This is a genomic window from Pseudomonas sp. OST1909 (genome assembly GCF_015277575.1).
Classification (GTDB): domain Bacteria; phylum Pseudomonadota; class Gammaproteobacteria; order Pseudomonadales; family Pseudomonadaceae; genus Aquipseudomonas; species Aquipseudomonas synxantha_A.
Genome location: NZ_CP063780.1, coordinates 3,784,916 through 3,799,559, shown reverse-complemented (window position 1 = coordinate 3,799,559; position 14,644 = coordinate 3,784,916). Strand labels below are relative to the sequence as shown.

General features: G+C 60.8%; 12 protein-coding genes. 6 read left to right on the top strand and 6 right to left on the bottom strand.

Annotated features, from left to right (window positions below):
• Nucleotides 1-3: 3 nt before the first annotated feature.
• The 4 genes from icmH to IH404_RS16430 are packed head-to-tail and all read left to right on the top strand — an operon-like array spanning nucleotide 4 to nucleotide 5,816.
• Nucleotides 4-864 (top strand): type IVB secretion system protein IcmH/DotU, encoded by an 861-nt coding sequence (icmH, locus tag IH404_RS16445; RefSeq protein WP_005788772.1) that lies wholly within the window; start codon nucleotides 4-6, stop codon nucleotides 862-864.
• Between the two features lie 16 nt (nucleotides 865-880).
• The gene (gene tssM, locus IH404_RS16440) at nucleotides 881-4,249 is read left to right on the top strand and encodes a type VI secretion system membrane subunit TssM (protein WP_194438458.1); all 3,369 of its coding nucleotides are present in this window, start codon (nucleotides 881-883) and stop codon (nucleotides 4,247-4,249) included.
• Entirely contained in the window at nucleotides 4,246-4,977 is a 732-nt protein-coding gene (locus IH404_RS16435) for a PP2C family serine/threonine-protein phosphatase (protein ID WP_005788769.1), read from the top strand. Before tssM ends, IH404_RS16435 begins: the two co-directional genes overlap by 4 nt.
• A complete protein-coding gene (locus tag IH404_RS16430; RefSeq protein WP_005788768.1) occupies nucleotides 4,974-5,816 on the top strand; it encodes a serine/threonine-protein kinase in 843 nt (280 codons plus the stop codon). Before IH404_RS16435 ends, IH404_RS16430 begins: the two co-directional genes overlap by 4 nt.
• Before the next feature lie 8 nt (nucleotides 5,817-5,824).
• On the opposite strand, the gene IH404_RS16425 is transcribed toward IH404_RS16430, so the two are convergent.
• Both IH404_RS16425 and IH404_RS16420 read right to left on the bottom strand, forming a co-directional pair.
• Complete coding sequence (locus IH404_RS16425) at nucleotides 5,825-6,154, bottom strand: DUF6388 family protein (RefSeq protein ID WP_005788766.1); 330 nt, start codon at nucleotides 6,152-6,154, stop codon at nucleotides 5,825-5,827.
• A gap of 10 nt (nucleotides 6,155-6,164) precedes the next feature.
• The gene (locus IH404_RS16420) at nucleotides 6,165-6,419 is read right to left on the bottom strand and encodes a hypothetical protein (protein WP_228309798.1); all 255 of its coding nucleotides are present in this window, start codon (nucleotides 6,417-6,419) and stop codon (nucleotides 6,165-6,167) included.
• 343 nt (nucleotides 6,420-6,762) lie between these two features.
• Between IH404_RS16420 and IH404_RS16415 the strand changes: the two genes are divergently transcribed.
• Nucleotides 6,763-8,832: an EAL domain-containing protein gene (locus IH404_RS16415; protein WP_005788763.1), complete on the top strand. Its 2,070-nt coding sequence runs from the start codon at nucleotides 6,763-6,765 to the stop codon at nucleotides 8,830-8,832.
• A 58-nt stretch (nucleotides 8,833-8,890) separates the two neighbouring features.
• On the opposite strand, the gene IH404_RS16410 is transcribed toward IH404_RS16415, so the two are convergent.
• Nucleotides 8,891-10,348, bottom strand: coding sequence for an alpha/beta hydrolase (locus IH404_RS16410; protein WP_194438457.1), 1,458 nt, complete (start codon nucleotides 10,346-10,348; stop codon nucleotides 8,891-8,893).
• 173 nt (nucleotides 10,349-10,521) lie between these two features.
• On the opposite strand from IH404_RS16410, the gene IH404_RS16405 reads away from it, so the two are divergent.
• A complete protein-coding gene (locus tag IH404_RS16405) occupies nucleotides 10,522-11,109 on the top strand; it encodes a LysE family translocator (RefSeq protein WP_032803577.1) in 588 nt (195 codons plus the stop codon).
• On the opposite strand, the gene IH404_RS16400 is transcribed toward IH404_RS16405, so the two are convergent.
• The 3 genes from IH404_RS16400 to IH404_RS16390 all read right to left on the bottom strand — a co-directional run bounded on the left by IH404_RS16400 (nucleotide 11,051) and on the right by IH404_RS16390 (nucleotide 14,644).
• A complete protein-coding gene (locus IH404_RS16400; RefSeq protein WP_005788760.1) occupies nucleotides 11,051-11,944 on the bottom strand; it encodes an AraC family transcriptional regulator in 894 nt (297 codons plus the stop codon). The genes IH404_RS16405 and IH404_RS16400 overlap by 59 nt on opposite strands.
• A gap of 77 nt (nucleotides 11,945-12,021) precedes the next feature.
• Nucleotides 12,022-13,623, bottom strand: a complete 1,602-nt coding sequence (locus IH404_RS16395) for an ABC transporter ATP-binding protein (RefSeq protein WP_005788759.1) — start codon at nucleotides 13,621-13,623, stop codon at nucleotides 12,022-12,024.
• Nucleotide 13,624: 1 nt separating this feature from the next.
• A complete protein-coding gene (locus tag IH404_RS16390) occupies nucleotides 13,625-14,644 on the bottom strand; it encodes an ABC transporter permease (protein ID WP_005788757.1) in 1,020 nt (339 codons plus the stop codon).

Here is a 14,644-nt window from a genome sequence, read left to right as displayed (position 1 = left end):
GCCATGGACAGTGAGTACACACAGGATGAAAGAACCGTCCTGCTCGACCGTGAGGGTCATGGGCCTGCACAGGGGCCATTGACGGATTTCCCATCGCCGCCACGCTATGAGCAGCTGGAAGATCGCATGATCTATGCCGGCCGTATGCTCGATGCGTCGAGCTTCAAGGCCGGGCTCAACCCGCTGGTGGCTGCGGCTTGGGCGGTGTTGTCCGAGATCGTGGCGCTCAGGGTCTGCTCTGGTCGCGAAGACCTGGGCACGCTCAACGACCGATTGTCATTGGCGGTGACTCAATTCGAAACCCGCGCCTTGCAGGGCGGTGTTGAAAGCAGCCAAGTCATGTCGGCGCGTTATGTGTTGTGCAGTGTGATCGATGAGGCGGTTGTTACTACGGCGTGGGGGGCACAGAGTGAATGGTCGAAGGTGAGCCTGTTGAGCCGCTTTCATAACGAAACTTTCGGCGGCGAAAAAGTTTTCCAACTGCTGGAGCGTCTATCACGCGACCCGGTGAAGCACCTGCCGATGCTGGAGCTGCTTTACCTGTGCCTATCCCTGGGGTTCGAGGGCAAATACCGAGTGATGGAGCGCGGCATGTCGCAACTGGAAGGTGTTCGCGATGCCTTGTATCGCCAGATCCGGCACGTACGCGGGGAGCCGTCGCCGGCGCCACCCGTGCCCGCGATGCACGGGGCGAGCCGGCGTACGGGGTTGTGCGTTGTTCCCGTTACCTGGTTGGTCATCTTCACCCTGGTTTGCTTGCTGGCAATGTACACAGGATTTGCCTGGGTGCTGAGCACGGAGCGCGCGAACGCGCTGCAACCGCTTCAATTTTCGGCGTCGGATTTGATCCGCACGTCCTTGTAAACGCAGGGAGCAAAGAATGAGCGCATTCTTCAAGGGTGTGGGCGCCGTGCTGGGCCGGTTTTGGGTTTGGAGCATGTTGCTGGCGCTTTCGTGTGCGGCAGTGGTGTGGTTTTGGGGGCCGCTGTTGGCGGTGAATGATCAGCCTGTTTGGCAGGGCGCGACGTCTCGCCTGGTCACCATCAGCGTCGTGTTCCTGCTTTGGGGGTTGGTGATGGCCCTTGCCCGCGGTGGTCGTGCCGCCCGGCGTCCACGGTCTGAGCGCCAGCCCCGCCAGCAGCCGTCGACACGGGTGGAGAACGAATACCGCTGCGTACGCACTCGGTTAAAGGATGCGGTTCACCTGCTGAAAACCTCCAGCCGTTATGGAGAGCGCAGCGCGCGTTGGCGCCATGAGTTGCCCTGGTACCTGTTGATGGGTGAGCCGGGCAGTGGCAAGACGCAGCTGCTGGCGGCAGCCGGCTTGCAGTTATCGCCTGAACACGCTGACAGGCGACCGACGAGCAGCAGTGCTCATTGCGAGTGGTATTTCGCCGACGAAGGCGTACTCGTCGACACCCCGGGGCGCTATCTGACCCAGCCTGACAGTGCAGTGGATGCCGCAGGCTGGGCCACTCTGCTGAATCTCCTCAGGTGGCGCCGCCGGGTGCGCCCGCTCAACGGCGTGGTAGTGGCTCTGTCGGTAGACACGTTGCTCAACACCAGCGAGTACGACCTGGATCACCATGCCCGTCGTGTGCACGCGCGCTTGCAGGAGATCCAGCAAACACTACATGTGGATGTGCCGATCTATCTGGTCTTGACCCAGGCGGATCGATTGCCCGGATTCGCTGAGTTCTTTGATTCACCCCATGGGGAAGGTGCCGACAGCCTGCTGGGGCAGCCACTGGATGTCGGCAGCCGCATGCCTGAAAATACCCAGGTTCACGAGGCCGTCGAGGGATTATTGCAGCGTTTGAACGGTGAGCTGATTGCGCGACTGCACCAGGAGGGCAACGTTGAACGTCGTGGTCAGATCCTGGAGTTTCCCCAGCAGGCGGCACGCGTCGGTGAGCGTGTAAGCCTGTTCGCTGAAATGGCCTTTTCTGCTCATCGCTACCAACCCATCAATGGTTTGCGAGGGTTCTTCCTGACCTGTGCCGATGACAGGCATGTACGTTTTGTGAGGGGGCTGTTCAGCCAGGTGATCTTTGCCGAAGCCGGTCTTGCCAGCCTGCAAGCCCAGGAGCAGCGGCGCATCCGTCAGCGCCAGGGCCTGCAAGCGATGACAGTCGCGCTGATTCTTGGCGGGGTCAGCGGTCTGTGGATGTACAGCTACAGCGTCAACCAGCAACGCCTGGTCCAACTGGCGGCATTGGTCGCCCAGACGGCGCCGGCCGCAGGGGCTCAAAGCGATGAAAGCCCGGCGTTGTTGGGGCTGTTGGATGCGCGGTTGGCGGCGACCCGGGTGTTTCCGGCGGCGCAGGATGTGCGCCTGGTCGAGCGCCTCGGCCTGTATCAGGGCGAGGTGAGTCGTCCCTGGGTAGACCAGGCTTATGAGCAGGCGCTGCAACAGCAACTGCTGGTCTGGATAACCGCGCAGCTTGAAGAACAGATAGAGGCAAGCCTGGGGGACCGCGAACGGTTATTGGATAACCTGCGTGCGTATTTGATGCTCAATCTGCGCGAGCGCCGTGACGCGACCTGGCTGGCACAGCATGTGACAGGCCTTTGGTCGGTGCGTTTTGCCGGGGATATGCCCACGCAGAAGCGTCTGGGGGAGCACTTGGCGCGGCTGCTTGAACGGCCGTTTGTCACACCGCTCAACGATGAGCGAGTGGCCCAGGCCCGCGAAGTGCTGAGGGGGGAATCGTTGGCCGATGGCGTGTATCGAGTATTGCGCGAACAAGCGCGCAACCTGGAACCATTGCGCCTGGCCGAGGGTAAGGTATTTGCCACGATCGACCCGCCTGTTCCCGGTTTCTATACAAAAAGATATGTGCAGTACTTTGAGGCGCAGGGCCCGAGGTTGGTCAATGCCATCGCTCAGGATAATTGGGTGCTGGGGCAGGGCACCGACCTGGGGCCACAGGATCTGCGGCGGTTGATGGCAGAACTGCAGCAACGCTACTTCAGTGAGTATGCCGATGCCTGGAGCGACGTACTCGGACGAGTCAGGCTGCAACAGACCGACAGCCTGCGCCAGGATGCCGACCAGCTCATGAGCCTGACCTCGGCACAGTCCCCGTTGATTCGGCTATTGCAGCAGTTGCGGGAAAACACTCGTTTGCTGCCAGGCCATGTGCTGCTGGATAAGGTGTCCCAGCATTCGGGAGAGCTGGCAGGGCTGGCCAAGGCGACGTTGACGGATGGGCAGTCGGTTTTTGACGATGCGCCACGGCGGGCATTGCAGCAGCGGTTTGAACCCTTGCATCAGTTGCTCGATGAGCAGCACAACCCCGGCGCAGAGCTGGCCCAGGCGTTGCGTTTGCTCGGTGAGCTGCACCTGCAACTCACGGCATTGAACCGTGACAGCGCGCCGGAGCAGGCGGCCTTCCTGCGTGCTCGACAGCGTATGGAGGGGCAGCAGGATGTACTGGGCAATTTGCGTGATGCTGCTGCGCGTCTGCCGCTGCCGCTTGCCGGTTGGTTCGAGGGCGTGGCCGACGACAGTTGGCGGCATTTGCTGGAGCAGGCGTATGTGCATGTCAACCAACGGTATCAGGGCGACGTACATAGCCTTTATGCCAAGGCCCTTCGCCGACGTTATCCATTCAATGCCCATGCAAGCAGTGATGTTGCGCTGCATGATTTTCAGGAGTTCTTCAAGCCGCAGGGGGTGATGGCGCGTTTTTATGAGGGATATCTTCGGCCTTTCATCAGCGCCGATGGCAGCCGTTACAGGTTGCGTGGGTTGGATGGCCAGAGTTTGCCGGTTTCGCGCTCGCTGCTGGACCAACTGACGAAAACCCAGGTAATCCGCCGCGGCTTTTTCAGCGAGGACTCGGGGGAGTTGTCTGTGCGATTTACCTTGGCGCCCTACAGCCTGGACCAATCGGTCAGCCGAGCCGTACTGCGGTTTGGCGACCAGCAGTTGGAATATCGGCACGGCCCGATCACGCCCATGGCGTTTCATTGGCCCACCGAGGCAGAGAATGGGCGCAGCAGCCTTGTGCTGGACAGAGGTACGGAGCAGCGCCCGTTGGGCATCGAGAAAAACGCAGGGGCCTGGTCGCTGTTCCGGTTTTTCGATCTGCTGCAGAAAGAACCCGCAAGTGGTGCAAATATGCAGATTTTCAAGGCAGACCTCGCCGGTCTGCGCGCCAATTACCTGCTGACCAGCCAGCGCACGCCAGGGCCGTTTGATATGGACACATGGCGCACCTTTCGATTGCCGGAGCAACTGTGAGCCAGGCCGGCGCCCATTGGCGCAGTGCCGGGCGCACCCAGCGAGGGCAGGCGCGACTGCGTAATGAAGATGCGTTTCTGGACAACCCGCATGGCGGTTGCTGGGCTGTGGCGGACGGAATGGGCGGCTATCGGCACGGTGATGTCGCCAGTCATTGGGTGGTCAGCCACCTGGCTTCAGTGTCGGCTCATGGCAACCTCCATCAACGGATCAATACCGTTCGGGAAAGTTTGCAAGGCGTTAACCAGCGATTGCGGCGTGCGTGGACAGAGCCCGACTCAAATGATGGCGCGACGATGGGCAGTACCGTGGTGGCCTTGCTGTTGGAGAACGGTCGGGCAGCCTGTGTCTGGGCCGGAGACAGTCGCTGCTATCTATGGCGGGGCCAGAACCTCTACCAGTTATCCAAGGATCACTCGCTGCTGCGGCGCCTGATGGACGAGCGTCATATCAGCGTGGCGCAAGCCCAGGCGCACCCCGATGCCAGGGCCTTGACCCGCGCCGTTGGTGCGCGCTCGCGTTTGGACCTTGAGGTATTGGAGCTCAGTACTCGCCCTGGGGATGTATTCCTGTTGTGCAGCGATGGCCTGTATCAGACCCTCAGCCATGTCGAGGTGGGACGGGCGTTGAGCAGGAGAACGCCCCGGCAGGCGGTGGAACAATTATTCGCCGGGGCGTTGCGCAGGCCGGTGCGAGATGACCTGACCGCAGTTGTGGTGCAACCTTGAACCTGACGGTTGCACCATCCCGTCTGCTGGCAGGGCGTTATCACCTTGAGCACGTCCTGGGCAGCGGCGGCATGGGCGTGGTGTACCGCGCGCGCGATCTGCTGCATGAGCAATTGGGCCAGCCTTGCTCCAGGGTGGCACTTAAGCTGCTGGGCGAGTCCATTTCCCAGTGCCCCGACGCGCATGTGCTGTTGTACGGCGAGTTTGCGTTGGCCCGCAGCCTGCGGCACGACCGTGTGGTACGGGTGTTTTCCTTTGAGGTCGACACCCACAGCAAAATTGCGTTTTTCACCATGGAGCTGCTGCAAGGGGTGACCCTCGACCGGCTGCTGCTGGAGTGCCCCTATGGTTTGCCCTGGCAGGAACTGCAACCCATCGCTCTGCAGTTGCTTGATGCTTTGGCCTACATCCACCAGAAGAACGTCCTGCATGGCGATGTGAAACCCGCCAACGTCATGGTGGGAGAGGAGGGCGTATGTTTGTTCGATTTTGGCCTGGGGCATGCTCAGGCGCACGAGGCGATGGGCTTGCCAAGTGTCAGCCGTACTCGTTTCAATGCCTGGACACCCGCCTACGCGGCCCCGGAATTACTGGACGGCGGTGCGCTGAGCGGCGCTGCGGAGGTATACGGCATGGCCTGCATTGTGTATGAGCTGGCTAGTGGTCAGCGCATCGGCGCACGCTCTTTCACTGACCGGCTGGCCCGGCCCGCGCAATTACCCAGGCACTGCTGGCCGGCATTACATTCGGCGTTGGCGATAGATCCGCAGCGTCGAACGGTAACACTCGCCGAATTGCGCGAAGTGATGGCCTGCAGCCGGCCACGCTGGTACTTGTAGGGTAAAGGTCAGACCGCCAGGCCATGCAGCTGGCAATACTCCACCCAGTCCATGCCGGCCATCTGTGCGACTTCTTTATGCACTTCGCGGCGCTGGGCCTCGAAGGTTTCGGTGGAGTCGGCCGTTAGTTCAAGGGTCAGTTCCCAGGCGAACAGATGTCGCTGCTCCGCGTGGGCTTCGAACGCTTCGTGCAAGCGCTCGGCGCGATACTGCGCCAGGGTTTCCCCCCTGGCCTGGGCGGCCAACGGGTTGAGGCTGTCCAGCTCAGCGGCGATATGTGGCTGATCGCGCAAAAACCTGTCCAAGGCAAGCTGGTAAGTATCGCTGGGTGCTGACAAAGACATGCCCTTAGTGCGAAGGACGGGACTTGGAATCGCCTGAGTGCGCGCTGGGGTGAAGGCGCGCACGTTTTCGGGCTCTGCGTCGCATCCAGTTCTGCAACGGCGCCAGCAAGAAGAACATCAGGTAAGCGACTAGCACCAATGCCAGGTCAACCCAGGTTTCAGCGACTGGCCCGGTGAACAGCTCAATGACATTCTTGATTACAAACAGCAGCACCACACTGCACAACCACAGCAAAATGGTGACAAATAGGGGACGCATGTTGCTTGACCGCTTGTCTTGCATAATGAAGCTCTCTCCTTTGTGCCTGTTGTCGTTCCAGGCCTGATTCCCTGACTGCGTACCTGCTGGTTTGCAAGTTGTAACATCCTTTAACACGCAGACAGACGCGGATGATACCGACTCAGATAGCCTTAGGGGTTGCTTCAAGTCAGAAAGTTCGATAATTCGGTGGGAAATAAGTGCAGCTATCGTGCGTTTTATCCCAAGAAGCGCGGTACGGGCTGGCAAAAGTCTTTCGCTCCTGCTCTCAGGGCGTGTAGCGTTAGCGTGTGTTTCCGGCCCTGGCTTCCAGCGGCAATAGGTGACGGGCAGAGGACGGCTCATGGCGCAAACGCTGTTCAAACTTTTCCTTACCCAGCGCCTGGCGGCCTTGGCCAGCACCGAGTCGTTGCGTGCGATTCGCGAGGGGTTGTTGTGGATACTGCCGTGTCTGTTGGTATCCGCCGGATTCCTGATCCTGTCCGAGTGCGCCCAGGCGTTGGGGTTCGCCCCCCCGGTAGTGAGTTTCCTGGCGGGGTTGCACAACCAGATCAGCTCGGTGATTCCCTTGCTGGTTGCGGCCTCCATCGGTTACATGTTGGCGATCCAGCATCGCCTGCCCCAGCTGCCGGTCGCCTTCCTGTGCCTGGCCCACGTGGTGGTTGCCACGTTCGTATTGCGCGAGTATCCCCGGGCGTCGGCCACCTTCCTGCTGTTTATTGCCATCGCTTCGCCCTTGATCAATGTGCCGGCCATTGCCTGGCTGCACCGTTTTCGCTGGACACGCCTGGTCAACGAAGACCTGGTTGGGCATAACCTCAAGGGCACCATCAACATGGTGATCCCTGGCGCGATCACGGCGTTGTCACTGGTGATGATACTGACGTTGCTGTTGCTGATTCCCTACGTGGCGCAATTGCAGGGGCCCCGGGTGCTCGATGCGTTGCAATCGCCTTACAGCACTGGGTTGTTTGTAACGCTGATGAATTCGCTGCTGTGGTTCTTCGGCATTCACGGCGTCTATGCCATGCAGCCGTTGTTCGATGTACTGGACCAGGCCGTGGTGCTTAATGGTGCGGCGCTGGCGGCGGGGCAGCCGGTCCAATACCTGCTCAATAACGGCCTGCTCGGCAGTTTTGCGTTTATCGGCGGATCGGGCGCTACCTTGTGCCTGCTGCTGGCGATCCTGGTGTTCTCCCGCAGCCACTCCATGCGGTTGCTGGCGATCGCCAGCTTGCCGTTGTCGTTATTCAACGTCAGCGAGGTGCTGTTGTTTGGCTTGCCGATCATCCTCAACCCGCGTTTGTTCATACCGTTTCTACTGGTGCCGGCGTTCAACGCGATGGTGGCATTGACGGTGGTGCAATTGGGCTGGGTCTCGCCGGCGGTGGCCAGCGTGCCGTTTACCGCGCCGGTGCTGCTCAATGCCTACCTCAGCACCCATGGCGACGTGGCGGCTGTGGCCCTGCAAGTGTTGCTGTTGGGCTTGGGCACGCTGGTGTATGCGCCCTACGTGCGGGCCATTCATCGTCAGTCCATCGACGGTGGCACGGTTTACCTCAAGTCTCTGGACATGACCTTTCGCGGCCTCGAAGAAAAAGGCCGCCTGCTGGAGTTCGACCCGGTAATGGCCTCCCACCGGACCCTGGCGCGGCAGGCCGTTGAATTGAGCCGGATCCAGCAGATCAGCGATTACGAGTTCTACCTTGAATTCCAACCCCAGGTGTCTACCCGTACCGGCTTGTGCACCGGGTGCGAGGCATTGATGCGCGCCCGGGACAGCCACGGCACGGTGCATTCACCCTGGGAGTTCCTGCAATGGCTGGCGCAAGCCAGGCTGATGCCGGACGTGGACGTGTGGGTGGCGTCCCAGGCCGTGCGCCAGTATCAGAAGTGGCGCAAGATCGGCTTTGAACTGCCCATGACCATCAACATTTCCAGTGCCACCTTGAAGGACGCCGCCTATGGTGATCGCCTGGTGGAAATTCTTGCCCAGGCCGATGGCCGAGTGTCGGTGGAAATCACCGAAGATGCGCTGGTCAGCGATATTCCCGCCGCCCGCCAAACCATCCATAAACTGCAGGCCACCGGAGCAAAAGTGTATCTCGATGATTTTGGCACCGGGTTTTCCGCGTTGAGTTACCTGCACCAGTTTCCTGTGGACTTTATCAAGATCGACCGCAGTTTTGTGGTGGCCCAGCGCGACCCCAAGGGCGCCCAGGTGCTGACCGGCATGTTGCGGTTTTGTGAGGCGTTGAACCTGGGCGTGGTAGTGGAGGGGGTGGAGACTGCCGAGCAACTGGCGTTCTTGAGTACGGGACCTGAGTTGTTTATCCAGGGATGGTATTTCAGCAAGGCATTGCCGGGTGATCAGTTGCCGCGCTTTGTGCGCGAGCGGGCGGCGGTGGTTTGATCCGGCGGTTGGGACGACCGGATAGCCAGACGCTCTTGCCCCACCACTCGGCACTTGGCTAGCGGCAGGTCTTGTCCGTTCTGGTCTCACGAGGCGCCAGCAGATAGTCGACGACAGCCTCGTCCACGCAGCGGTCGATGCCGTTGAGCACCAGGGTGTGCCCGTCTCCCTCACGGGTGACCAGTGGGCTTTTAAACCATTTCGCCATCTGCCGTGCGTTGATGTAGGGCGTGGTCGGGTCGAATCGCTGGCCGACAAACAGCAACGGTGGCAGGCTCGGTGCGGCCATTGGTACGTGGGCTGAAAGCGTGCCGCGCCATGGCCACAGGTCGCACAGTTCCAGGCCCGACTGCTGCACCGCCAGGTAATTGGTGAAGGGCGATGCCTCTCGAATCGCCTGTCTCTGTTTGCGCAATAACTGAACATCGCGACTCGGGATTGCGACGTCTGCACAAGAGATTACGCTCAGGGCATCATCGGCATCTTCCCCGACGTTCTCGTCAATCAGCCCGGCTACCTGTTCATCGGCGATCCCGTCGTTGGCCTTCTGCAACAGAGCCATCAGCTCGGGCCAGCGGTCGGACCACAGCAGCAGCGCTTGAGTGGTGGTCAATAGGTCGTCGGCGGTCACTTCGTCCCCATCGGGCGTGATCAAGGCCGTGTCGTATACCTGGCGTAATAGTTGATGAAAGGCCTTGGTCGCTCCCGCCTCATCGGACGGTAAAGGGCAGTCACGGTTTTTTGCGCAGTACGCTGCAAAGCGCTTGAAGGTCTGCTGGTAGCCGCGAGCCTGATTCAGTAGTTGGGTGTAATCGTCCTCTGAAAGGTCCACCACACCGTCCAGCACCAATGCACGGGTTTGCGCTGGAAAACGTTCGGCATACAGTGCCGCGACCTGGGTGCCGTAGGAGTAGGCCACTGCGGTCAAACCGGGTTCGCCCAACGCAGCCCGGATCACATCAAGGTCATTGACCGCGTCGTCGGTGCCCACGTGCTGCAAGACCTTTGCGCCGGTATGTTCGATGCAGGCGGCCAGGGTTTTGCGGACCTGGGCTTCCAAGGCGCCAACGTCGTTTTCGTCGATGACCGTTTTTTCGTCCCGCTCGGGCAAGGCACAGGAAATCTTCGGTGTTGACTGCCCCACGCCTCGCGGGTCGTAGCCGATAATGTCGTAGGAGCGCGTGAGCCTGGCCACGGTGTCGTCATCGGCCAGGAAGGGGTTGATCCCGGGCAGCCCCGGCCCCCCGCTGATCACCACTACGCTGCCCTGTTTGACGCTGGTAGCAGGCAAGCGAGTCAGCGCCAGTCGTACCTTGTCCGCCTTGGCGTTGTCCGAATATCCCAAAGGCGCCTCAACATAGCCGCACAGCAGATCCTCCGGTGGCTCAGCGTCAAACCAATTGTCGAAGGGGCTGTTGGTGCACGGCTGCCAGCGCACAGCGTCGGGCTGAGCGTGGGCAGACTGGGACATGATGATCAGCGAGAGCAGTACCTGCAGGTGCTTGAGTGTTGACATGAAGAGTGAGTCAAGGCGAAAGGGCGCCTACCTTAACCGAGATAGGTGGCCTGGAATCACGCCTTTACAGAATCACCACAAATGTTCACCAAGGGGCATTTTGTTCAATATCCGCAGTGTCTGAACCTTTACCGTGAAGTCACCTGTGTTTGACATAACAAGAAGGGACTGCAATGAGCTTGATCATTTCCATGGCCGCTTTCGCCCTGGCCACCTCCATCACCCCTGGGCCGGTCAATGTGGTTGCCCTGAGCAGCGGTGCACGCTTTGGCTTTGCCGCCAGCCAGAAACATGTGTTCGGCGCGGCAGTCGGCTTCACTTTACTGCTGGTGCTGATCGGCCTGGGGCTGCATGAAGTGCTGGTGCGCTGGCCGATACTGACTCAGGTAATCCAGTGGGGCGGGGTGGCTTTCCTGTTGTATATGGCTTGGAAACTGGCGATGGATGACGGTCGCCTTGACGCTGAAGGCGCCGCTACCGCGCCATCGATGCTGTACGGCGCGATCATGCAATGGCTCAACCCCAAAGCCTGGCTGGCCTGCGTGGCCGGGATGGGGTTGTTCGTGGCCGATGGCGATGCGGGGCAGGTATGGCTGTTTGCGGCGCTTTACCTGGTGATTTGCTACCTGTCGGTGGCGTGCTGGGCGTATGCCGGGACGTTCTTGCGTCGCTACTTGAACAACCCGCAGGGCGTGCGCCTGTTCAACCGCTCAATGGCCGCGTTGCTGGTGGCCAGTGTGGGTTATTTGCTGATGGCTTGAGGTTCTCGCGGTACTGCCCGGGCGTGGCGGCAAAGTGTTGTTTGAACGTGCGCTGGAAGTGCGCCTGGTCGGCAAAGCCTGCGGCCAGGGCGACATCGGCAATCAGTTCGCCGTCGCGCAATCGAGCGCGGGCGAACTGGATACGGCGATTGACCAGGAAGGCATGGGGTGTCAGCCCGTAATATTGCTTGAACGCGCGAATCAGGTACGACGGCGACAGCTCGGCCGCCAGGCAAATGTCCTCCAGCTTCAACGCCTCGGTGCAGTGTTCACGGATGAAGTCCGCCGCACGCTCCAGCTTGTGATTGACCTCTCGTATCGGCGTAAGCGACGGGTTCAAACGCTGCTGGACTTCGCTGAAGTAACCTACCAGCGCGCTCTGTTTGTGCAGCAGTTCGGCCTGCTCATCCACCAACAGTCGGTACAACGCCAATAAGCCGTTATACAGCGAGACGTCTCGGGTATAGGGGGTGCTGAACGGGCGATAACCCTGGTCGGTGCTGAAACCCAACTGGTGCTGCAGGTCGGTCAGCCAGGGTGTATCCAGGTAGAGCATATGATAGGACCAATGCTCATTCTGGATAGGGTTACAGGCGTGCACGTCGCCGGGGTTCATCAGCACCACGGTGCCAGCGCTGATCTCGAACGTTTGTGTGCCGTAGTGGTAATAGCTGCGCCCGGTGGTGATCGCACCGATGGAAAAGTGCTCATGGGCGTGCCGGGTATAGGTAACCTTGCGCCCGTCGGCAATGGTGCGCGCCTCGATAAACGGCACGCGTTCGTCACGCCAGAAACAAGGCGCCTGAGCGGGGCGGGCAGTGGTGTTCAGCGACATGGCGGTGGTTCCATCCCTTGAGAGATCGAGGGCTGATCTTTACACACACCGCCCGTGGCGTCAGCCTTGATGTGATGTCAGGCAGGTACCAAAAAGGCGGCCTTGAGCAACTGGCGGGTGTAGGCATGTTGTGGGTCGGCAAAAATCGCCTTGGCATCGCCTTGCTCCACCACCTGGCCTTGCTTGACCACCATCAGTTGGTGGCTGAGCGCCTTCACCACCGCCAGGTCATGGCTGATAAACAGGTACGTCAGGTTGTACTTGGCCTGCAAGCCGCGCAGCAACTCAACCACCTGGCGTTGTACCGTGCGGTCCAGGGCGGAGGTGGGCTCGTCCAGCAAAATCAGGCGCGGCTTGAGCACCAGGGCGCGGGCGATGGCGATACGTTGGCGTTGGCCACCGGAGAATTCGTGGGGGTAGCGATGACGGGATTCGGGGTCCAGGCCCACTTCCCTGAGCGCTGCGATAATCGCTGCTTCCTGCTCGTCAGGCGTGCCCATCTTGTGGATACGCAAGCCCTCGCCGACGATTTCGCTGACGCACATGCGCGGGCTCAGGCTGCCGAACGGGTCCTGGAACACCACCTGCATTTCCCGGCGCAACGGCCGCACCTGTTGCTGGGTAAGCGTGTCCAGTTGCTGGCCTTCGAAGCGTATCCCGCCCTTGCTGCCGATCAGGCGCAAAATCGCCAGGCCCAGGGTGGACTTGCCCGAGCCACTTTCACCGACGATGCCCAGGGTTTGCCCCTGGGGCAGGCTGAAGTTGATGCCGTCCACCGCCTTGACGTAATCCACGGTGTTGCGCAAAAAGCCCTTCTTGATCGGGAACCAGACTTTCAGGTCGTCTACTTCCAGCAACGCTGGGCCGACCTCATTGCCGGCCGGGCCGCCGCTGGGCTCTGCTGCCAATAATTCCTGGGTGTAGGGGTGCTGGGGCGACTGGAACAATGTTTCGCACTCGGCCTGCTCCACGATGCAACCTTGCTGCATCACGCACACGCGATGGGCGATGCGTCGCACCAGGTTGAGGTCGTGGCTGATCAGCAACAGCGCCATGCCCAGCCGCGCCTGCAACTCCTTGAGCAACTCCAGGATCTTCAACTGCACGGTGACATCCAGGGCCGTGGTCGGCTCATCGGCGATCAGCAGCTCCGGCTCATTGGCCAACGCCATGGCGATCATCACCCGCTGGCGCTGGCCACCGGATAATTCGTGGGGCAGCGCCTTGAGGCGTTTGTGCGGTTCGGGGATGCCCACCAGCTCCAGCAACTCCAGGGTGCGCCGGGTAGCGACCTTGCCCGTCAGGCCCTTGTGCAGGCCGAGTACTTCGTTGATCTGCTTCTCGATGGAGTGCAGCGGGTTCAACGAGGTCATCGGCTCCTGAAAGATCATTGCAATGCGGTTGCCGCGAATATGCCGCAGGGTCTTTTCTTTAAGGGTCAGCAGGTCTTGCCCGGCGTATTCGATAGTGCCGCTCGGGTGTCGCGCCAACGGGTAGGGCAGCAGCCGCAGGATCGAGTGGGCCGTTACCGACTTTCCGGAGCCGCTTTCGCCGACCAGCGCCAGGGTCTCACCCCGCTTGATGTCAAAGCTCACCTGGTTGACCACGCGGTGGTGATGTTCACCGGTGACAAACTCGACACTGAGGTCACGGATTTCAATCAGATTGTCCGGATTCATCTCATTTCCTCGGGTCGAACGCATCGCGAGCGGACTCGCCGATAAACACCAGCAGGCTCAACATGATCGCCAGTACGGCAAAGGCACTCATGCCCAGCCACGGCGCTTGCAGGTTGGATTTACCCTGGGCCACCAATTCACCCAGCGACGGCGAACCCGCCGGCAGGCCGAAGCCAAGGAAATCCAGGGCGGTGAGGGTGCCGATGGCGCCGGTAAGGATGAACGGCAGAAAGGTCATGGTCGAGACCATCGCATTGGGCAGGATATGGCGGAACATGATCGCGCCGTTCTGCATGCCCAGCGCCCGCGCTGCGCGCACGTACTCAAGGTTGCGCCCGCGCAGGAACTCGGCGCGCACCACATCCACCAGGCTCATCCAGGAAAACAGCAGCATGATCCCCAGCAGCCACCAGAAGTTGGGCTGCACGAAACTGGCGAGGATGATCAGCAGGTAGAGCACCGGCAGCCCCGACCAGATCTCCAGAAAGCGCTGCCCGGCCAGGTCGACCCAGCCGCCATAGAACCCCTGCAACGCGCCGGCAATCACGCCGATGATCGAGCTGAGCACGGTCAGGGTCAGGGCAAACAGCACCGATACGCGAAAGCCGTAGATCACCCGCGCCAGCACGTCACGCCCCTGGTCATCGGTACCCAGCAGGTTCACGCTTGAAGGGGGCGCAGGGGCGGGGACCTTCAGGTCGTAGTTGATGCTCTGGTAGCTGAACGGGATCGGCGCCCACAAGGTCCAGGCGTCCTTGGCCTTGAGCAGTTCCTGAATATACGGGCTCTTGTAGTTGGCTTCCAGGGGGAATTCGCCGCCGAAGGTGGTCTCGGGGTAGCGCTTGAGCGCCGGGAAATACCAGTCGCCGTCGTAATGTACGGCCAGGGGTTTGTCGTTGGCGATCAGCTCGGCGCCCAGGCTCAGCCCGAACAGGATCAGGAACAGCCACAGCGACCACCAGCCACGTTTGTTGGCCTTGAACCGCTCGAACCGGCGGCGATTGAGGGGGGACAGGTTCAT

Bases quoted from the DNA above. Each gene is read 5' to 3' on its own strand.
- IH404_RS16400 (WP_005788760.1), bottom strand. From the start codon at position 11,944: ATGTCGCTGAACACCACTGCCCGCCCCGCTCAGGCGCCTTGTTTCTGG.
- IH404_RS16390 (WP_005788757.1), bottom strand. From the start codon at position 14,644: ATGAACCTGTCCCCCCTCAATCGCCGCCGGTTCGAGCGGTTCAAGGCC.
- IH404_RS16395 (WP_005788759.1), bottom strand. From the start codon at position 13,623: ATGAATCCGGACAATCTGATTGAAATCCGTGACCTCAGTGTCGAGTTT.
- IH404_RS16415 (WP_005788763.1), top strand. From the start codon at position 6,763: ATGGCGCAAACGCTGTTCAAACTTTTCCTTACCCAGCGCCTGGCGGCC.
- tssM (WP_194438458.1), top strand. From the start codon at position 881: ATGAGCGCATTCTTCAAGGGTGTGGGCGCCGTGCTGGGCCGGTTTTGG.
- IH404_RS16420 (WP_228309798.1), bottom strand. From the start codon at position 6,419: ATGCGTCCCCTATTTGTCACCATTTTGCTGTGGTTGTGCAGTGTGGTG.
- icmH (WP_005788772.1), top strand. From the start codon at position 4: ATGGACAGTGAGTACACACAGGATGAAAGAACCGTCCTGCTCGACCGT.
- IH404_RS16405 (WP_032803577.1), top strand. From the start codon at position 10,522: ATGAGCTTGATCATTTCCATGGCCGCTTTCGCCCTGGCCACCTCCATC.
- IH404_RS16410 (WP_194438457.1), bottom strand. From the start codon at position 10,348: ATGTCAACACTCAAGCACCTGCAGGTACTGCTCTCGCTGATCATCATG.